Origin of the sequence: Nocardia niwae NBRC 108934 = DSM 45340, from assembly GCF_001613465.1 — a bacterium.
Classification (GTDB): domain Bacteria; phylum Actinomycetota; class Actinomycetes; order Mycobacteriales; family Mycobacteriaceae; genus Nocardia; species Nocardia niwae.
The window spans coordinates 28215-46944 of record NZ_BDCK01000024.1 but is presented as its reverse complement, the minus strand read 5'-3'; the positions used below and the strand labels follow the sequence as shown (position 1 = coordinate 46944).

Annotated in this window: 22 protein-coding genes; 16 read left to right on the top strand and 6 right to left on the bottom strand. The window is 70.2% G+C overall.

What is annotated here, in order from left to right:
- Window positions 1–21 precede the first annotated feature (21 nt).
- The 7 genes from NNI01S_RS16520 (at window position 22) to NNI01S_RS16490 (ending at window position 6962) form a co-directional block, all read left to right on the top strand.
- The gene (locus NNI01S_RS16520) at window positions 22–990 is read left to right on the top strand and encodes a phosphatidylinositol mannoside acyltransferase (RefSeq protein WP_063021189.1); all 969 of its coding nucleotides are present in this window, start codon (window positions 22–24) and stop codon (window positions 988–990) included.
- Entirely contained in the window at window positions 987–2111 is a 1125-nt protein-coding gene (locus NNI01S_RS16515) for a glycosyltransferase family 4 protein (RefSeq protein ID WP_063021002.1), read from the top strand. Before NNI01S_RS16520 ends, NNI01S_RS16515 begins: the two co-directional genes overlap by 4 nt.
- Window positions 2111–3154 carry an NUDIX hydrolase gene (locus tag NNI01S_RS16510; protein WP_063021188.1) on the top strand — a complete coding sequence of 348 codons (1044 nt, stop codon included), beginning with the start codon at window positions 2111–2113 and terminating at the stop codon, window positions 3152–3154. Before NNI01S_RS16515 ends, NNI01S_RS16510 begins: the two co-directional genes overlap by 1 nt.
- 454 nt (window positions 3155–3608) lie before the next feature.
- The gene (gene pdxS, locus NNI01S_RS16505) at window positions 3609–4511 is read left to right on the top strand and encodes a pyridoxal 5'-phosphate synthase lyase subunit PdxS (protein ID WP_063021001.1); all 903 of its coding nucleotides are present in this window, start codon (window positions 3609–3611) and stop codon (window positions 4509–4511) included.
- A gap of 24 nt (window positions 4512–4535) precedes the next feature.
- The gene (locus NNI01S_RS16500) at window positions 4536–5420 is read left to right on the top strand and encodes a LysR family transcriptional regulator (protein WP_063021000.1); all 885 of its coding nucleotides are present in this window, start codon (window positions 4536–4538) and stop codon (window positions 5418–5420) included.
- 162 nt (window positions 5421–5582) lie between these two features.
- Window positions 5583–6077, top strand: a complete 495-nt coding sequence (locus NNI01S_RS16495) for a WKL family lipoprotein (protein WP_063020999.1) — start codon at window positions 5583–5585, stop codon at window positions 6075–6077.
- Window positions 6078–6227: 150 nt separating this feature from the next.
- The gene (locus NNI01S_RS16490; protein ID WP_063020998.1) at window positions 6228–6962 is read left to right on the top strand and encodes an SDR family oxidoreductase; all 735 of its coding nucleotides are present in this window, start codon (window positions 6228–6230) and stop codon (window positions 6960–6962) included.
- A gap of 109 nt (window positions 6963–7071) precedes the next feature.
- Here the strand turns inward: NNI01S_RS16490 and NNI01S_RS16485 are convergent, their stop codons facing one another.
- Window positions 7072–7698, bottom strand: a complete 627-nt coding sequence (locus NNI01S_RS16485; protein ID WP_063020997.1) for a nucleoside/nucleotide kinase family protein — start codon at window positions 7696–7698, stop codon at window positions 7072–7074.
- Between the two features lie 105 nt (window positions 7699–7803).
- On the opposite strand from NNI01S_RS16485, the gene NNI01S_RS16480 reads away from it, so the two are divergent.
- The 3 genes from NNI01S_RS16480 (at window position 7804) to NNI01S_RS16470 (ending at window position 10265) form a co-directional block, all read left to right on the top strand.
- A complete protein-coding gene (locus NNI01S_RS16480) occupies window positions 7804–8625 on the top strand; it encodes an acyl-CoA thioesterase (RefSeq protein WP_063020996.1) in 822 nt (273 codons plus the stop codon).
- 76 nt (window positions 8626–8701) lie between these two features.
- The gene (gene pdxT / locus NNI01S_RS16475; protein ID WP_063020995.1) at window positions 8702–9352 is read left to right on the top strand and encodes a pyridoxal 5'-phosphate synthase glutaminase subunit PdxT; all 651 of its coding nucleotides are present in this window, start codon (window positions 8702–8704) and stop codon (window positions 9350–9352) included.
- A 160-nt stretch (window positions 9353–9512) separates the two neighbouring features.
- A complete protein-coding gene (locus NNI01S_RS16470; RefSeq protein WP_063020994.1) occupies window positions 9513–10265 on the top strand; it encodes a YebC/PmpR family DNA-binding transcriptional regulator in 753 nt (250 codons plus the stop codon).
- 140 nt (window positions 10266–10405) lie between these two features.
- Here the strand turns inward: NNI01S_RS16470 and NNI01S_RS16465 are convergent, their stop codons facing one another.
- The 3 genes from NNI01S_RS16465 to NNI01S_RS16455 form a co-directional block, all read right to left on the bottom strand.
- On the bottom strand, window positions 10406–10675 hold the full coding sequence (locus NNI01S_RS16465; protein ID WP_281180648.1) for an ArsR/SmtB family transcription factor: 270 nt from the start codon (window positions 10673–10675) through the stop codon (window positions 10406–10408).
- A gap of 129 nt (window positions 10676–10804) precedes the next feature.
- Window positions 10805–11011, bottom strand: a complete 207-nt coding sequence (locus NNI01S_RS16460; RefSeq protein ID WP_174554408.1) for a DUF5988 family protein — start codon at window positions 11009–11011, stop codon at window positions 10805–10807.
- 42 nt (window positions 11012–11053) lie between these two features.
- Window positions 11054–12016: an NADP-dependent oxidoreductase gene (locus NNI01S_RS16455; RefSeq protein WP_435825004.1), complete on the bottom strand. Its 963-nt coding sequence runs from the start codon at window positions 12014–12016 to the stop codon at window positions 11054–11056.
- Between the two features lie 70 nt (window positions 12017–12086).
- Here NNI01S_RS16455 and NNI01S_RS16450 point away from each other — a divergent pair, with 70 nt between their 5' ends.
- Window positions 12087–13061, top strand: a complete 975-nt coding sequence (locus tag NNI01S_RS16450; RefSeq protein ID WP_084488857.1) for a GlxA family transcriptional regulator — start codon at window positions 12087–12089, stop codon at window positions 13059–13061.
- Window positions 13062–13077: 16 nt separating this feature from the next.
- Here the strand turns inward: NNI01S_RS16450 and NNI01S_RS16445 are convergent, their stop codons facing one another.
- Window positions 13078–14505: an alpha/beta hydrolase gene (locus NNI01S_RS16445; protein ID WP_245676212.1), complete on the bottom strand. Its 1428-nt coding sequence runs from the start codon at window positions 14503–14505 to the stop codon at window positions 13078–13080.
- 115 nt (window positions 14506–14620) lie between these two features.
- On the opposite strand from NNI01S_RS16445, the gene NNI01S_RS16440 reads away from it, so the two are divergent.
- The 5 genes from NNI01S_RS16440 to ruvB all read left to right on the top strand — a co-directional run bounded on the left by NNI01S_RS16440 (window position 14621) and on the right by ruvB (window position 18105).
- The gene (locus tag NNI01S_RS16440) at window positions 14621–15136 is read left to right on the top strand and encodes an O-acetyl-ADP-ribose deacetylase (RefSeq protein WP_063020993.1); all 516 of its coding nucleotides are present in this window, start codon (window positions 14621–14623) and stop codon (window positions 15134–15136) included.
- Between the two features lie 178 nt (window positions 15137–15314).
- Window positions 15315–15764 (top strand): acyl-CoA thioesterase, encoded by a 450-nt coding sequence (locus tag NNI01S_RS16435; RefSeq protein WP_063021183.1) that lies wholly within the window; start codon window positions 15315–15317, stop codon window positions 15762–15764.
- A gap of 80 nt (window positions 15765–15844) precedes the next feature.
- Window positions 15845–16414 carry a crossover junction endodeoxyribonuclease RuvC gene (gene ruvC, locus NNI01S_RS16430; RefSeq protein WP_063020992.1) on the top strand — a complete coding sequence of 190 codons (570 nt, stop codon included), beginning with the start codon at window positions 15845–15847 and terminating at the stop codon, window positions 16412–16414.
- Window positions 16411–17016, top strand: a complete 606-nt coding sequence (ruvA, locus tag NNI01S_RS16425) for a Holliday junction branch migration protein RuvA (protein ID WP_063020991.1) — start codon at window positions 16411–16413, stop codon at window positions 17014–17016. Before ruvC ends, ruvA begins: the two co-directional genes overlap by 4 nt.
- A 6-nt stretch (window positions 17017–17022) precedes the next feature.
- Window positions 17023–18105 (top strand): Holliday junction branch migration DNA helicase RuvB, encoded by a 1083-nt coding sequence (gene ruvB, locus NNI01S_RS16420; protein ID WP_063020990.1) that lies wholly within the window; start codon window positions 17023–17025, stop codon window positions 18103–18105.
- A 20-nt stretch (window positions 18106–18125) separates the two neighbouring features.
- On the opposite strand, the gene NNI01S_RS36355 is transcribed toward ruvB, so the two are convergent.
- Complete coding sequence (locus NNI01S_RS36355) at window positions 18126–18689, bottom strand: DivIVA domain-containing protein (protein WP_063020989.1); 564 nt, start codon at window positions 18687–18689, stop codon at window positions 18126–18128.
- Window positions 18690–18730 lie beyond the last annotated feature (41 nt).

Here is an 18730-nt window from a genome sequence, read left to right as displayed (position 1 = left end):
ATTCGCGGCGCGGGAGTGCGGATGACTATCGGGGAGCAGATCGGCGCCGCCGGTTACGCGGCGGGATGGCGGCTGGTGCGTGCGCTGCCGGAGCCTACGGCCCGGCGACTGTTCGAATGGGGCGCCGACCGTGTCGCCCGGCGGGCCGACCGGGAATTCCACGCGGGCGGCGCGCCGAACCAATTGCGGCGCAACCTGGCGCGCGTGCTCGGCGTGCTTCCGGCGGACGTGCCGGACGACCTGATCCGTGCCAGTACGCGGTCCTACGCGCGGTACTGGCGCGAGGCCTTCCGGCTGCCCACGATGGACCATGCCGCGATCGACTATTACGTCGACGGGCTGCAACACCTGGATGCCGCGCTCGCCGACGGGCGGGGCGTGGTCTTCGTGCTGCCGCACTCCGGCAACTGGGACATGGCGGGCGTCTGGCTGGTGCAGCACTACGGGGGCCTCACCACGGTGGCCGAGCGGCTGAAACCGGAATCGCTGTTCGAGCGGTTCGTCGCCTTCCGGGAGAGCCTCGGCTTCGAGGTGTTCCCGCTGACCGGTGGCGAGCAACCACCGTTCGGCCGGCTGGCGGAGCGGCTGCGGCAGAACAAGATCGTGTGCCTGATGGGTGAACGCGATCTCACCGGCAAGGGCGTTCCCGTCCGGTTCTTCGGTGAGCGCACCTGGATGCCCGCGGGCGCGGCGAAACTGGCCATCGAGACCGGCGCGGCGCTGCTGCCGGTGCACGCCTGGTTCGAGACCGACGCCGATGGCCGCGAGGACTGGGGACTGAAAGTCGAACCGCCGGTGAATGTTTCCGGCGGCGTGGCCGCGGCCACCCAGGCGCTGGCTGATTGTTTCGCGGCGAATATCGCCGAGCATCCCGCGGATTGGCACATGCTGCAACCATTGTGGGAGAGCGATCTCTCGCCCCAGCGGCGCGCCAAGATCGCCACCGCGCAGGCGAGCCTCGAGGTCGAGCAGGGAGACGTGTCGCCATGAAGATCGGCATGGTCTGCCCCTATTCGTTCGACGTCCCCGGCGGGGTGCAGGCGCATGTGGTCGAACTGGCGCGGGTATTCCTCGAACGCGGGCACAGGGTGAGCGTCCTGGCCCCCGCGTCCGAGGGCACGCCGCTGCCGGAATTCGTGGTGTCGGCGGGGCGCGCGGTGGCGATCCCCTACAACGGGTCGGTGGCCCGGCTGTCGTTCGGGCCCATGGCCTATGCCAGGATCCGCCGCTGGATCGACGGCAACGACTTCGATGTGCTGCACATCCACGAACCGAACGCGCCGAGTCTGTCCATGCTCGCGCTGAAGATCGCCGAGGGCCCGATCGTCGCGACGTTCCATACCTCGACGACGAAATCCTTGGTGCTGAGCACTTTCCAGGGCGTTCTGCGGCCGTATCACGAGAAGATCGCCGGCCGCATCGCGGTGTCCGAGCTGGCGCGCCGCTGGCAGGTCGAGGCGCTGGGCTCGGACGCGGTGGAGATTCCCAATGGCGTCGACGTCCCGGCGTTCGCCCGCGCGCCGATGCTGCCGGGCTATCCGCGTCCCGGGGGGACGGTGCTGTTCCTGGGACGCTACGACGAGCCGCGCAAGGGCATGGACGTGCTGCTCGGCGCGCTGCCCGAGCTGGTGCGCAGGCATCCCGAGGTCGAGATCCTGATCGTCGGCCGCGGCGACGAGGACCGGCTGCGCCGCGAAGCGGGCGAGCTGTCGGGGCACCTGCGCTTCCTCGGCCAGGTGTCCGACGAGGAGAAGGCTTCGGCGATGCGGAGCGCCGACGTGTATGTCGCGCCCAACCTGGGCGGGGAGAGTTTCGGCATCATCCTGATCGAGGCGATGGCGGCGGGCACGGCGGTCGTGGCCAGCGAGCTCGACGCCTTCCGCCGCGTGCTGCGGGACGGCACGGCAGGGATGCTGGTGCCGGTCGGTGATTCGGCGGCCCTGGCGGCCGCGCTGCACAGCGTGCTCACCGACGAGGTGCGCAGAGAATCTCTGGTGCACACCGCGACACAGGTGGTCGGCGAATACGACTGGCCGGTGGTGGCCGAACAGATCCTGCGCGTCTACGAGACGGTGACCGTCGGCGACACGAGAGTGCGGGCCGCCGGATGATCACCTTCTCCGCGACGACCGTGCTGGTCCTCGCGCTGATCGCCGCGGTCGTCGTGGCGATCGGTCTGTGGGCGTACTCCACCGCCAACCGGCTCGACCGGCTGCACGTGCGCTCCGACCAGTCCTGGCAGGCGCTCGACGCGGCGCTGGCCCGGCGGGCGGTGGTGGCCCGGTCGGTCGCGATGGCGATCGCGGGCCCGGTGTCCGATCCGGCCATGACGGAACAGGCCAGACAGCTGTCGGCACTCGCGGACCGGGCCGAGCGCGCCGGTCGCGCCGAACGCGAGACCGTGGAGAACCGGCTGTCCTCCGCGCTGTCGGCAGTGGACATCGGCACGCTGCGCCCGCAGTTGGTCGCCGAACTGGCCGACGCCGAGGCCCGGGTGCTCATCGCCCGGCGCTTCCACAACGACGCCGTGCGCGACACGCTGGCGCTGCGCACGCGCCGCCCGGTCCGCATCCTGCACCTCGGCGGTACCGCGCCGCTGCCGTCCTACTTCGAGATCACCGAGCGCGCCACTCCCGCCGCGTCCACGGGGCTGGCGGTCGACACCATCCGCACCACCGCGCGGGTCGTGCTGTTCGACGAGAACGACCGGACCCTGCTGATGCGGGGCAACGACCCGAAGACGCCGGAGGTGTCGTTCTGGTTCACCGTCGGCGGCGGCGTGGAGCCGGGGGAGAGCCTGCGCACGGCCGCGGTACGGGAACTGTACGAGGAGACCGGGTACCGCGCGGATCCGGCCGACCTGCGCGGCCCGATCTGGCGGCGCGTCGCGGTCTTCCCGTTCGACGGTGAGCTGATCCGCTCCGAGGAATTGTTCTTCGCGCTGCGAGGGCGGGGTTTCGAACCGCACGCGGCGAATCAGACCCTGATCGAACGCCGCTCCATCACCGGACATCGATGGTGCACCGCGGCCGACATCGCCGCGCTGGACCGCTCCGGCGAGACGGTCTACCCATATCACCTGGACGAGTTGCTCGCCGAAGCGGCCGAGGCGGCTTCGGGGACCGCCGATCCGGAGGTCCGCTCCATTCGCTGACCGGCGGCGGAACGGGTGTGATGTGTTTCACGATCGTGATACCGTCGCGATGATTCGGGGCGCCGGAGGGTACTGCTGACAGGGACGCGTGCCATCTCGGTGTCGTGGTCCCGCTGACGGCGGGGCGTTCCTGCTCGGTTGTGGAGGTAGTTGGTTCATGTCGTACCTGCTGTTCGATTTCCTTTTGCCGCTGATCGGTCCCGCGGCGGCGGAGTACTGGGCAACGTTGCTGGTGGTCGGTCCGCTGTGATCCGGCGCCCGGCGCGTGCCGGGCAGTCCAGTACGCCGCCGGGACCGCGCCCCCGCCGCGGCCTCCCGACCCAGGGCGCCATAACCGAGATCACACCAGGCCAGTGCACTCCAACTGGCTATCAAGTGGCCTTATGCGGCCACCTAGAATCGTGGCGTTCGACCCGAGTGATCGATTTGGCGCGTATGCCTGGAGGAGTTTGCCGTGACCACCCCCGAGACCACCCAGACCGTCGGTACCGCCCGCGTGAAGCGCGGCATGGCCGAGATGCTCAAGGGCGGGGTGATCATGGATGTCGTCACGCCGGAGCAGGCCAAGATCGCCGAGGACGCCGGCGCGGTCGCGGTGATGGCGCTGGAGCGGGTGCCCGCCGACATCCGTGCCCAGGGCGGCGTGTCCCGGATGAGCGATCCGGACATGATCGAGGGCATCATCTCGGCGGTGTCCATTCCGGTCATGGCGAAGGCCCGGATCGGCCACTTCGTGGAGGCACAGATCCTGCAGAGCCTCGGTGTCGACTACATCGACGAGTCCGAGGTGCTCACCCCCGCCGACTACGCCAACCACATCGACAAGTGGAACTTCACCGTGCCGTTCGTCTGCGGCGCCACCAACCTCGGTGAGGCGCTGCGCCGGATCACCGAGGGCGCGGCCATGATTCGATCCAAGGGCGAGGCAGGCACCGGCGACGTGTCCAACGCGACGACGCACATGCGCAAGATCCGGCAGGAGATCCGCAGGCTGTCGTCGCTGCCCGAGGACGAGCTGTTCGTCGCGGCCAAGGAGTTGCAGGCCCCCTACGAGCTGGTCCGCGAGATCGCCGAGACGGGCAAGCTGCCGGTCGTGCTGTTCACCGCGGGCGGCATCGCCACCCCCGCCGACGCCGCGATGATGATGCAGCTCGGCGCCGAGGGCGTGTTCGTGGGGTCGGGCATCTTCAAGTCCGGCAACCCGGCCCAGCGCGCCGCCGCCATCGTCAAGGCCACCACCTTCTACGACGATCCGGATGTGCTGGCCAAGGTGTCGCGCGGTCTCGGCGAGGCCATGGTCGGTATCAACGTCGAGGAGATCGCTCAGCCGCACCGCTTGGCCGAGCGCGGCTGGTGATCCCCGGCCGGTAGCGTCTGCCGCGTGGAGTTGCGGCAGCTGCGGTACTTCGTGGTCCTGGCGGAGGAGTTGCACTTCCGCCGGGCCGCGGAGCGATTGTTCATCTCGACGCCCACGCTCAGCCAGCAGATCAAGGTGCTGGAGCGGGAGCTGGGCGGTCCACTGCTGGTCCGGGAGCCGCGAGTGGAGCTGACGGCCGCGGGAGCGGCGCTGCTGCGTTCCGGCAAGGACGCGCTGCGCGCGATGGACGAAGCTGTCCGGCAGACCAGGCGCGCCGCCGCGGCAGGCGCTCCGGTACTGCGTCTCGGGCTGTTGAACGGCGTCCCGCCCTGGCTGCCAACCCGCATCGGCAGCCTGCTCACCGCCGCGTTGCCGGGCGCCCGGCTGGTACTCACCGGTGGGACCACCGCCGATCAGGTGCGCTTCCTCGATGACGACGAAGTCGATCTCGCGCTCCTGCGCACCCCGGTGGAGCTGCCCGAACGCTTCGCGCAGCGCGCGGTGGCTCGCGAGGAACTGGGCGTGGTGATGTCCGAGCGGCATCCGCTGGCGGGCGCGGCGCTGCTCGACCCGGCCGAGCTCAGCGGTCACGAGCTGATCTTGTTCGCGCGCGAATCCGCTCCGCGGCTGCATGATTCGCTGTTGCGCGCGCTCGCCGAACACGGCGCAGAGGTGCGGCTGAGCGACAGTGCCATAGGGCATGCGCAGATGCTCGCGGTGCTGCCGTCGCGGCCCGACGTGATCGGGCTCGGTTCGTCGCGCGTGGACGGACTGGCCGGTCTGGTCTGGCGGCCGCTGCGCGGCGCGCCACTGTGGGTGACGTACGCGGTCGCCTGGCGCGCGGCGGTGCGCGATCCCGCCGTCGCGGCGCTGATCGCCGCGCTGACGGGTGAACTGTCGGCGGAATAGACCGCGCGGCCCGCTTCCGGTGCTAGGTTCAACTCTTACGGCGGCCGCAAGGTCGTCTCATGGTTTCCACAATCACGCTCAGTAGCTTCGCCATTCGATGGCCTTCCAGGCCATTTCGCGCCCTCTCACCGTCGGATCGATCCGAACGCAAAGGACGAACAGTTGAAGCTTCTCAAGACCGGACGCATCGCAGCAGCGGGACTGGCCCTCGTGGCCGCCGTGAGCCTCGCCGCCTGCGGCAGCGACGACAAGAGCGACTCGCCCAAGGCCACGCGCACGACAGCCGGCGCCTCGGCGACGGCCGCCACACCCGCCCCGCCCACCGTCGACGAGCTCAACGCCCTGTTGCAGAAAGCGCTCGACCCCGCGGTGCCGAACGAGCAGAAGCTCGACTCCGTGCAGGGCATCGAAGCCGACCCCGGCCTGCCCAACCGTTTGGCCGAAGCGTTCCGGCAGGCGAACGCCACGGCGGTGGTCACCGGAGTGACCGCCTTCGGTGACAGTGTCACCGCACAGGCCAAGTTCGTCATCAACGGGCAGGAGAACCTGGTCGACGTACCGTTCGTGCTGGACGGCGGCAAGTGGAAAGTCCAGAAGACGTGGGCGTGCCAGGCGCTGGCCAACCTGAATCAGCAATCCCCGGCCTGCATCCCCTGATGGTCGGGAACGGCCTGCCGCGCAAGGTGATGAAGTGTGTCGCCCCGTGCGGCCCGGATCGGCGCCCGGGCCTGCGATGTTAGGCCCGGGCTAAGACGTATTCGGCAGCGCGACATGGACACTCGGCCGCGGCGATGGTCGGCTGGAGCCATGACAGCAAGCAGGACAACACCCGAACGTGCCGTCGTCGTCGGCGGCAGCTCCGGCATGGGATTGGCGCTGGCGGCCGCACTGGTCGCCGACGGCGCGGAGGTCACCATCGCCGGTCGTTCCGCCGAACGGCTGGCTGCCGCGAAGCGCACCCTGTCCGAGGGGCCGGGCACGGTGCGCTCGGTGGTCGCGGACATCACGCGCGAGGCGGACCTGGAGCGTTTGTTCGCCGAACAGGAACCGGTCGATCACGTCGTCACCACCGCGGCCGACGTCACCGGCGCCTATCAGCCGCTGGCCGGGTTCGACCCCGAGCTGGTCCAGAACTTGTGGGCGTCCAAGCTGATCGGCCCCGCGCTGCTGGCCAAGCACGCCCAGGTGGTGGCCGGCGGTTCGGTGACCTTCACCTCCGGCGTCGCGGCCTATCGGCCCGCAGTGGGCGGCGCCATGGTGGCCGCCGTCAACGGCGCGCTCGCCTCGCTGGCCTACGCCCTGGCCCTCGAGCTCGGCCCGGTCCGGGTCAACGTGGTCTCACCCGGGTGGGTCGACACCCCGATCTGGGACACCATCGCCGGGCCCGCGAAGACCGAACGTCACCAGCAGCTCGCCGCCCGCCTGCCCGTCGGTCGCATCGGGCGTCCGTCCGATATCGCGCAGGCGATGCTCGGCGTGATGCGGAATCCCTTCATCACCGGCACCGTTCTGCACGTGGATGGGGGGCATCGGCTGGTGTGACCGGTGGCCGATAAGCCACATGCGGATACGCGCCTATGCGCATCCAGCTATGTCCATCCCCCCGGTCGCTCATCGGGTATCGGGGGGAACCGGCGAAGACGGCCCGGGCCTACTCCGGCTGGTCCTCCACGGCTCGAAGCGCTGGTCGCTCAGGGTGATCCCAGCGGACGAAGAACGTTGGTGTGAAGGGGTTCTCGGCGTCGTGGCGCAGGAGGGCGGGGATGGTCCACTGCGCCTCGGGCGGGGTGCGGCGGAGAAGCGCGGCTTCGGACAGGTCCAGTCGAAGGGTCACGTCGGCGTCGAGGTGGCGGCCCGCGAGCATGGGACCCGCGACGACGAGGGTGGTCGCGGGTGGCGCCGTCCGGATCGCGGCGCGCGCGGAGCGGTCGGCGGCTTCGTCCCAGAGGGCGGGTAGCCACCGGCCGTGCCCGCGGAGCGCGTCGATCACTTCGCGGCGCAGCGCGGCATAGTCGAACCACGCGGTGCGATAGGACATCTCGTCGGTGCGGCCGAACTCCATGCGCAGGGACGCGGGTCGCACGTAATCGTGCAGGGAGACCACATCGGCCGACCGGCCCGCGTCGCGCAGCGCCTCGATGATCCGGTGGGCGAGTGCCACCGGCTCGGCGGCGTCCGCACCGTCGACGGCGATCACCGTGTGCGAGGTCGCGGTCAGGACGGGACGGGTCACCTGCTCGACGAGGCTGTCGGGTGTGATGGGCAGGAAGCGTGGCACCCGTCCATCTCAGCAAAATCGCGGCGGCCGGGGGGCGGGAGCGTTGCCGGGCGTTCACCGGCGGCCGACCGGCGAAGCCGTGAGCGGCCGGGATAATCTCACCGCATGGCGACAATCGAAGAGGCGCTGGAGATAGAGCGGCTGGAGCGGGACATCTTCCGTGGCGCGTCCACCAAGACCCAGCTCCCGCGCACGTTCGGCGGCCAGGTTGCCGGCCAGGCGCTCGTGTCCGCGGTGCGAACGGTGGAACCGCGATTCCAGGTGCACTCGCTGCACGGTTACTTCCTGCGTCCGGGCAATCCGCAGGAGCCGACGGTCTACCAGGTCGAGCGCATCCGCGACGGCCGGTCGTTCTGCACCCGGCGGGTCACCGGCATCCAGGACGGCGCCGCGATCTTCACCATGTCGGCGTCGTTTCACGTCGGTGACCAGGGACCGGAACACCAGGACGACATGCCCGACGTCCCGATGCCGGAAGATCTGCCCGACGCGAGCACCACGATGACGCCCGAACGGCTGTGGGCGATGCGCGAATGGGAGCACTGGGACATCCGCATGGTCCCGCAGGAGAACGTGTCCCGCCGCGACGGCGTGGTCTCCCAGCAGCAGGTGTGGTTCCGCTACCGGCATCTGCTGCCCGACGATCCGCTGGTGCACGTCTGCACCCTGGCCTACATGAGCGACATGACCCTGCTGGGTTCCTCGAAGGTCATCCATCCCGACGAGCCGACCCAGAACGCCTCGCTCGATCACGCCATGTGGTTCCTGCGGCCCTTCCGCGCCGACGAGTGGCTGCTCTACGACCAGTCCTCACCGTCCGCCGGGTTCGGCCGGGGTCTGACCGGCGGCAAGATCTTCACCCGGGACGGCAAGCTGGTCGCCGCCGTGGTGCAGGAAGGCCTCATCCGGACGATGCGCGAGGACTGATCCCGGCGCAGACGGGGCACGCGCGGCAGGTGACCGTGAGCGGGCCCACATCAGCAGGGCTCGTAAGCTTTCCGGCGTGAACGCTACCTCGGTCGCCGCACCCGCCGCCGACACCGGACAGGCGCAGTCCCGTCCCACCATCGGCGTGCTCGCGCTGCAAGGCGACGTCCGGGAGCACGTGGCCGCGCTCGCCCGCTGCGGCGCCGAGCCCGTGCTGGTCCGGCGCGAGCCGGAACTCGCGGCCGTGGACGCGCTCGTGCTGCCCGGCGGCGAGTCGACCGCGATCAGCAAGTTGCTGGAGGCCTTCGAATTGCTGGAGCCGCTGCGCGCGCGGCTGCGCGAGGGCATGCCCGCGTTCGGTTCCTGCGCGGGCATGATCCTGCTGGCCTCCGAGGTGCTCGACACCCGCCCGGATGCCAAAAATCTGTCCGGTATCGATATGACGGTGCGGCGCAACGCGTTCGGCCGCCAGGTCGACTCGTTCGAAACCGACCTGTCGTTCGCCGGACTGACCGACGGCCCGGTCCGGGCGGTGTTCATCCGGGCGCCGTGGGTCGAGCGGGCGGGCGAGGGCGTCGACGTTCTGGCCACGGTGCCGCACGGCCCCGCGGCGGGCCGGATCGTCGCGGTGCGGCAGGGCAACGTGCTGGCCACGTCTTTCCACCCCGAAGTGACCGGCGATCTGCGGGTGCACCGGATGTTCGTGGAGATGGTCCGCTCGGCGTGAGGGTGCGGCCGGCGAAGTCCAGCGGGGCTCGCAGGCGCGTAGATCGGGCCGCTGCGCACGGCCGTAGCGGCCGCCCGAGTAGGCTGGGGAAGTTGTCCGCCCGGCCGTGCCGGTACCGTACACACCACCAGACGTGCCTCCGACCTGAAGGAAGTAGGGAATGAGCGGCCACTCCAAATGGGCCACCACCAAGCACAAGAAGGCTGCGATCGACGCCAAGCGCGGCAAGCTGTTCGCGAAGTTGATCAAGAACATCGAGGTGGCGGCCCGGACCGGTGGCGGTGACCCGGATGGCAACCCGACGCTGTACGACGCCATCCAGAAGGCGAAGAAGTCGTCGGTCCCCAACGACAACATCGAGCGGGCTCGCAAGCGCGGCGGCGGCGAGGAAGCCGGCGGCGCCGACTGGCAGACGATCATGTACGAGGGCTACGGACCCAACGGTGTCGCCGTGCTGATCGAATGCCTCACCGACAACCGCAACCGGGCCGCGGGCGAGGTGCGGGTCGCGATGACGCGCAACGGCGGCAACATGGCCGACCCGGGCTCGGTGGCCTACCTGTTCCATCGCAAGGGCGTCGTCACCCTGGAGAAGAACGGCCTGTCCGAAGACGATGTGTTGCTGGCGGTGCTCGACGCGGGCGCCGAGGAGGTGAACGATCTCGGTGAGTCGTTCGAAATCATCAGCGAGCCGGGGGATCTGATCGCGGTGCGCACCGCGTTGCAGAGCGCCGGGATCGACTACGACTCCGCCGAGTCGGGTTTCCAGCCCTCGGTGTCGGTCGCGGTGGACGCCGACGGCGCCCGCAAGGTGATCAAACTCGTGGACGCGCTCGAGGACAGTGACGACGTGCAGAACGTCTACACCAACGTCGACATCCCGGACGAGGTGCTCGCTCAGCTCGACGACTAGTCGACCAGGCGCGCGTAGTACTCCTGCATGGCGGGATAGTAGTGGGCGAAATCGGGGCGGTCGGTCTGTGCACGGGCCGCCCCGAGCATGTCCAAGTAGTACTCCCATGACGGTGGGCAACCGCCTCCGGGTTGTACCGCTCAGGCAGTGCTCTGGATCGTGTCCGGGCTGCCGGAACGGCGCTCTCGTCTGGTTCGGTAGACCTCGGTCTCGAGTGCGTCGAGGTGGTGGGCCCAGGTGGCCGGTGGCTGGAATCGCGCGAGCCACTCGGTGAGCGCCGCGAGCTGGCCGACGTCGAGCACGTAGAAGCGTTCCCGGCCGACGAGTTCGTCGCGGACCAGCCCGCTTTCGCGCAGTACCCGCAGATGCCGGCTCACGGCGGGGCGGCTGATCGCGAAGTGCCCGGCGATCGCGCCGGCTACTTCGTCCAGGACAAAAGCGTAACCAGTTGGTTACGCTTTTGTCCGAGATGTGAGTCGAACTCGGTCAGAATCGCGCGACCGGGGGCGGGTCGCCGCCCCCGAGTGCGCCAGGCCGGCTCACTCCGCGATCTTCGTGCGATCGCACCATTCGTACACGCGCAGCCGCCCCTCCGGGGTGTCCTGTTCCCGCTGGGTGACCTTGAAGTGCTCGTATCCGCCGTGATACGGCACCTTCAATTCCACTCCGGGCGGGGTGATCGGGACGATGCGCGCGGGCAGATCTTGCGGCCCGCCTTCGAGGACAGCTTTTGCACCAATGCTCATCCTCGGATGGTAGAAGCGTGAACGGCCTGATCGTGGCACATTTCAGGGCACAGTGAGTACCAATTTGCCGACGGTTCGCCCCGTATCGCCCGCTGCGTGCGCTTCGCCTGCCTTCGACAGCGGGAACGTTCCGGCGACCGCCGGGCGCAGCGCGCCGGATTCGACCAGACCGGCGAGGGCGAGCATGCCGGCGTGATCGTGTTCCACCAGCAGCCGGATCGCGCGGACGCCCAGGGCCTCCGCCTCGCTCGCGAGGTCGGCCGCGCCGAACGCCCGTAGCGTGACCAGGAGCCCGCCGGGGCGCAGCGTGCGCAGGGACCGGATGCTGTTGTCGTCGTCGATCGAGTCCAGCACCACGTCGACATCGCGGACCGCCTCTGCGACGTCGGTCGTGCGGTAGTCGATCACCTCGTCGGCGCCGATCCCGCGCAAGAACGCGTGGTTGGGCGCACTGGCCGTGCCGATGACGTGGGCCCCGCGCGCCTTCGCGATCTGTACCGCGAAGTGGCCGACGCCGCCCGCGGCCGCGTGGATCAGCACGCGTTGCCCGGCTTCCAGGTGGGCGGTGTCGACGAGCGCCTGCCAGGCGGTGAGCGCGGCGAGCGGGATCGCCGCCGCCTGGGTGTGGTCGAGCGCGGCCGGTTTGCGGGCGAAGGCGCGGGCCGGGCCCGCGACGTATTCGGCGCAGGAGCCGTGACCGTGCGGATACGGGAGCATGCCGAACACCTCGTCGCCGGGGCGGAACAGGGTGACGCCGATGCCGGTGGCCGCGACTTCACCGGAGACGTCCCAGCCGAGGACGAACGGCGGCTCGGGCAGGAACAGTCCCGCGGTTGCGCGGTGGCGCCAATCGGTCGGGTTGAGTCCGGCGGCGTGCACCCGGATCAGGATCTGACCGGGACCCGGAACCGGTTGCGGAAGCCGCACTTCGGTGAGTACCTCGGGACCGCCGAGGGTCTGCTGGCTGATCGCGCGCATGGTCGCGGGGCTGTCGATGTCGTTCACGGCTGTCAGCCTGCCGGGAGTTGCGGGCGAGGAAAATGGCACGATTGCCATTCTTCGATATGATCGTGCCATGGTGGACTCGGCGGCTACGCACCGCGTGGTGGTGCTGGCATTGGATGGGGTCTACCCCTTCGAACTCGGTATCCCGAATCGGGTGTTCGGTAGCGCCGCGGGCAGATACGACGTGGTCACCTGCTCGATCGACGGTCGTCCGGTGCGCAGCGCCGCGGATTTCGACATCGCCGTGGCACACGACAGCACGGCCCTGCGGAACGCCGACACGGTCGTGCTGCCCGCCTGCGATATCACGACGGCTCTCACCGGCACGTTGCCGCAACCGGTGCTCGACGCGTTCGCGCAGATCCGGCCGGGAGCCAGAATCGTCGCGATCTGCACCGGCGCGTTCGTGGCCGCGGCCGCGGGACTGCTCGACGGTCGCCCGGCCACCACGCACTGGAATCAGGCCGGAGTGTTCCGGCGCACCTTCCCGCGCGTGCGCCTCGATCCCGACGTGCTCTACGTGGACGACGGAAACGTTCTCACCTCGGCGGGCGCGGCGGCGGGGCTCGACGTGTGCCTGCATCTGGTGCGGCGCGATCACGGCAGTGCGGTGGCGAACGCGGTCGCGCGCCGCTGCGTCGTCCCGCCGTGGCGCGACGGGGGCCAGGCGCAGTACATCGAGCAGCCGGTGCCGCCCGCCACCTCGGCCGGGACCGCAGCGGCCAGACAGTGGGCGTTGGAGAACCTGCACCTGCCGCTCGCCGTCGACGAACTGGCCGTCCGGGCCCGGATGAGCAAGCGCACCTTCGCCCGGCGCTTCCGCGACGAAGTCGGGATGAGCCCGGGGCGGTGGTTGATCCAGCAGCGCGTCTTCCGTGCCAGGCACCTGCTGGAGACGACCGACCTGACCATCGATCGGATCGCGGGCGAGGTCGGCTTCGCCACGGGCACCTCGCTGCGCCAGCACCTGGCCGAGGCGATCGGCGTGTCACCGCAGGCCTATCGGCGCACTTTCCGTGCGCGCGCCGCCGTGGCGGCCGGTTGAGCCCGACGCCGAGAGCTCAGTTCCCGGCCGGAACGGGCAGACCCACGCGCCCGACCACCCACGGCAACGACGAAGCGAACGCGGCCGCGGCGAACTGCCATGTGTGTCCGCCCTCGGTGGTGTAGACGGTGCACTCGATGCCGACCGCGCGTCCCGCGGCACAGAGCGTGCCGGCGGCGCCGGTCTCACCGGTGTCGGGCACCTCGTCCCGACCGCCGAGGCCCGCGTGGTCGTCGTCGGTCGCCGGGGTGCGCCGGTTCCCGCCGCCGGAACGCTGTGCGGGGAGCAGGTCGTCGAACAAGCCCGCGACGCCGTTGTAGGGACCGTGCCGGGCCATGACGGTCAGCGGGTCGAACGCGGCCCACGCGTCGGCGTCGCCGCCGAACAGACGAGCGATGCTCTGCTCCTTGGTGCCGGACGAGGGGCCGAGATCGCCGGCGATGTCGACGAAGGTGCGCAGCAACTCGGGGTGCATGACCGCCAGATCCACCGCGCAGGTGCCGCCCATGGACCAGCCCACCACCGCCCAGCGCGCCGGATCCGCGGACGCGCCGAACCGCGCTTCGAGGTAGGTGGGCACGTCCTCGGTCAGGTGCGCCGCGGCGTCGCCGCGCGGTCCGTCGACGCATTCGGTGTCGTTGTTGAAGCTGCCGCTGGAGTCGACGAAGACGAGGATCGGGGCGAGGCCGCCGTTCGCCTTGGTGAATCCGTCCACTGTCGGCATGATCTGGCCGCTGCGGAGCCAGTCCGCCGGAGTGTTGAACTCGCCGCCGATCATCATCACCACCGGCAGGGCGGGCGGGGTCGGCCCGGTGAACCACGCGGGCGGCAGGTACACGTACTCGGTGCGGTGCGGAAATCCGCTGCCCGCGTCCGGAATGCGCACCGGTACCAGGGCTCCGTCGGCGACGGGGGTGTTCCGCAGGGCCGGTAGCGCCGAGAGGTCGATCTGATGCGGCAGCGCGCCCGCGGTGACCGCGCCCCACGCGGCCTGCACGGTGGGGTAATAGCCGACCCACTGGTTCATCACAATTCCGGCGCTGACCAGCGTCGACGGGATGGCGAGGACCGCGACAGCGCGCCGCCACCAGTGCGCCCCCGGCCAGCCGGCGATCGCGATGGCGGCCGCCGCGGCCGTGCCGCCGACCCACAGCCACAACCGGGTGGGCGCGGGGTCGGAGGCCAAGCCCTCGTCGGCGACGTACCACGCCGCGGCCAGAGCGGCCGCTACGCCGACCGCTGTGCAGGCGGGCACCTGGATCGACCACCACCGCTTGGTGCGCCGAGCGATCGCGATCAGCAGTAACGCCGCGGCGAGCAGTTCGACGGTCAACGGCAACCAGCCGTGCAGCAGCGAGATCCCGTGATGGAACGCGTGCTGCGGGTTCGGCGCCGGAGCGAGCTGCGGTGGCGCCGGAGTCGGGGGAGCGGCGAGTACTGGCACGTCCGGCATTGTCGAAGCCATTCCTCGAGGCAAGCTGGTAACCGGCTCCAGCGGTCCTGTGTGCCCGGCCTTCGGAGTCGTCCTCCGCCTGCGGTGCGCGAGGCAGAATGCGAGCATGGTCGAACTGGTGCTGGTACGCGGCGACATCACCGAGCAGGAGGTCGACGCGGTGGTGAACGCGGCGAATTCGTCGCTGCTCGGCGGCGGAGGAGTCGACGGCGCGATCCACCGGCGCGGTGGCCCGGAGATCCTGGCGGAGTGCCGAAGGCTGCGTGCGTCCCGCTACGGCTCGGGGCTGCCGACCGGGGCCGCGGTCGCCACCACGGCCGGTCGCCTGCCCGCGCGCTGGGTGATCCACACGGTCGGTCCCGTGTGGTCGGCCACGGAGGACCGTTCGGCTCTGCTGGCCTCGTGTTATCGAGAATCGCTGCGCGTCGCGGACGAAATGGGAGCGCGGACGGTCGCGTTCCCGGCGATCTCCACCGGCGTCTTCGGCTGGCCGATGGAAGACGGCGCCCGGATCGCGGTGGACACGGTGCGCGCGACGCCGACGGCGGTGACGCAAGCGCGGTTCGTCCTCTTCGACGAACGTGCGCACGGTGTGTTCGCGAGGCGGGTCTTCGGGCTCTGAGCCCGTCCTCGGATACGCTGCCGGTTCTTGTCGCCGGTGCCGAGTGGCGGACCGCCGCCGAGGAGCGGATCGGGCTGTCGGCCGTTGTGCCGCAGGTAGCGCGGGATCTCGACGGTATGAGCTCGCGGTTCATCTCGGTGCGCCGGGTTTGTCGGTGCCCACTGGCATAGTGCGGCGCGTGTCGTTCAGTACCCGCATCGAGGTCAGGGTGTCCGACCTGGATCCGCAATTGCATGTCACCGGCGCGGCCTATCACCAGTTCGCCGATCACGCGCGTTTCGCCTGCGTCCAGGCGGCGGGCGTCTCGGTCGACGAGTTGATCGCGTCCGGCCTGGGGCCGGTCAACCTGGAAACCGTGCTGCGCTTCCAGCGCGAACTCCGCGGTGGCGACACCGTGGAGGTGTCGTGCGCGTGGGAGTGGGGGACGGGCAAGACCTATCGGGTCGAGCACGTCTTGACCCGCGCCGACGGTGTGGTGGCCGCGACGGTGACCAATGTCAGCGGCTTGCTCGATCTCGCGGCGCGGCGCTTGGTCACCGATCCAGCGCGGCAATGGGCGGTGCGCGCGAGTCACCCCGAGTTGCTGGGCCTGCCGGGCGCGGCGCAGGGAGCGACGGGCGGCGGATAGCCGGGCCGTGTCGCTGGGCGGTGAAAGACCAAGCCTCCGCTACACTCTCGAACAGTTGTTCGCGTCTGAGAGGGGTCGTCGTGCGGGTGATGGGCGTCGACCCCGGACTCACCCGATGCGGCCTCAGCATCGTCGACGGCGGGTCGGGGCGCAAGGTGAACGCCGTGGGTGTCGAGGTGGTCCGCACTCCCGCCGATATGGAGCTGGCCCACCGCCTGTTGGCGGTCGCCGACGCCGCCGAACGCTGGATGGACACCCACAAGCCGGGGGCCGTCGCCATCGAACGCGTTTTCGCCCAGCACAATGTCCGTACCGCCATGGGCACCGCGCAGGCGGGCGGGGTGATCGCGCTGGCCGCCGCGCGCCGCGGGATCCCGGTCGCGTTCCACACACCCAGTGAGGTGAAGGCCGCGGTCACCGGCAACGGCGCCGCGGACAAGAAGCAGGTCACCGCCATGGTCACCCGGATACTCGGGCTGCCGACCGCACCGAAACCGGCGGACGCGGCGGATGCGCTGGCGCTGGCGATCTGCCATTGTTGGCGGGCGCCGCTGCTGGAGCGGATGGCGGCGGCGGAGGCCAAGGCGGCCGCGGCGCAGCGCCGGTACATCGAACGGCTGGCCGAACAACGGAAGGCGGTGCACGGGTGATCGCGTCGGTACGCGGTGAAGTGCTGGAAATCGCCCTCGACCACGCGGTGATCGAGGCGGCCGGCGTCGGCTACCGGCTCAACGCCACCCCCTCCACCCTGGCCGGGCTCGTCCGCGGCGAGGAAACCCGGCTCTACACCGCGATGATCGTCCGCGAGGACTCGATGACCCTCTACGGTTTCGCCGACACCGAGGCTCGCGACCTGTTCGGCCTGCTGCAAACGGTCTCCGGCGTCGGGCCCCGCCTCGCCATGGCGGTGCTGGCCGTGCTCGAGCCCGAGGCGTTGCGCAAAGCGCTGGCCGAAAGCAATGTGGCGGCGCTGACCCGGGTCCCCGGCATCGGCAAGCGCGGCGCCGAACGCATGGTGGTGGAACTGCGGGACAAGGTGAATCTTGTTCCGGTCCCCTCCGGTCCGCCCGGATCGCCGACCGCCGCGGTGGTCACGCCCGTGCGAGATCAGGTCGCCGAGGCGCTCGTCGGACTCGGTTTCGCCGCGAAACAGGCCGAGCAGGCGGTCGACGCCGTGCTGGCCGACCAGCCCGCCGCCGACACCTCGGCCGCTCTGCGGGCCGCGCTCGGATTGCTCGGCAAGAATCGGTAACGCGTCATGGACCACGAAGACGACGCCACCGAATCCCAGCTCAGCGCAAGCTATCTGAAGTCCGACGGGGAGATCGAGGCGAGCCTGCGCCCCAAATCGCTGGACGATTTCATCGGTCAGCCCCGAGTGCGCGAACAGCTCGCGCTGGTGTTGCGCGGAGCCAAACAGCGTGGCGGCACACCGGACCACGTATTGCTGTCCGGTCCGCCGGGTCTGGGCAAGACCAGCATGGCGATGATCATCGCCGTGGAGCTCGGCACCGCGCTGCGGATCACCTCGGGTCCCGCTCTGGAGCGGGCGGGCGACCTCGCCGCCATGCTCAGCAACCTGGTCGAGGGCGACGTGTTGTTCATCGACGAGATCCACCGGATGGCGCGTCCCGCCGAGGAGATGCTCTACCTGGCGATGGAGGACTTCCGGGTCGACGTGGTGGTCGGCAAGGGGCCGGGTGCGACCTCCATTCCCCTGGACATCGCGCCGTTCACCCTGGTCGGCGCCACCACGAGGTCCGGAGCGCTGACCGGTCCGCTGCGCGACCGGTTCGGTTTCACCGGGCACATGGACTTCTACGAGCCCGGCGAGCTGCTGCGCATCCTGCAGAGGTCGGCGCAGATCCTCGGTGTCGTCATCGAGGAGGAGGCTGCGGCCGAGATCGCGGGCCGCTCGCGCGGCACGCCCCGCATCGCCAACCGCTTGCTGCGCCGCGTCCGCGACTACGCGGAGGTCCGTGCCGACGGCCGGATCACCCGCCCTATCGCCCAGGCCGCGCTTGAGGTCTACGACGTCGACGGACTCGGTCTCGATCGCCTCGACCGTGCCGTCCTCGGCGCGCTGATCCGCAGTTTCGGCGGCGGCCCGGTGGGCGTGTCCACCCTGGCCGTAGCGGTCGGCGAGGAAGCTGCGACCGTGGAAGAGGTGTGTGAACCGTTCCTGGTTCGCGCGGGCATGGTCGCGCGTACACCGCGCGGCCGGGTCGCCACCGCCGCCGCTTGGGAGCATCTCGGTCTCGTCCCGCCGCCGGACCTGGTGTTCGGCTCCATCGAGGTGCGCGGGCGCGAGCCGCACCCCACGCTCGACCTCTTCGAGTGAGCGGGGCCCGGGCGGTCGGGTCAGTGGCGGCGGCGCAGTGCGGCGGCGACCAAGTCGAGGAAGGCGTCGACCTCGTCCCGTTGATACCCGCGAGAGCCGACGCGCGCCTCGGTGAATCGGACGGCCTCGACATCGGCGAGGGTGAGACTGCCGGGTCCGCCGTGCACGAGGGTCGCGGCGACCAGATCGAGGAACGCGCCGACCTCTTCCTCGTTGTATCCGCGCCTGCCCACCGCGGCCGGGCTGAATCGCATGCGTTGCACGTCGTCGGGGGTGAGCATGGCATGGCCGTTGCCGTGCGCGGCCGGCACCGGCCGGACGCCGCGCTGACGGAACTCCAGTTCGACACGCAGCTGGTCGAGATATTCGTCGACCTGATCGGCGCGGTAACCGCGCTGGCCGAGCCGGGGCGCGCCGAAGCTGACGTGCCGTAGATCGTCGGCGGCGAGCACGCCCCGTCCGGCCAAGGCCGCGGCGACGAGTTCCAGGAAGGCGTCCACCTCGTCGGCGTGGTAGCCGCGATACCCGAGCGTGGGAGTCGCGAAACGGGTGCGGCGCACGTCCTCGGGAGTCACGGGCGACATTCTGTCAGGCTCGGAGCGCCGGACCGCTCGGAAGGGAAACT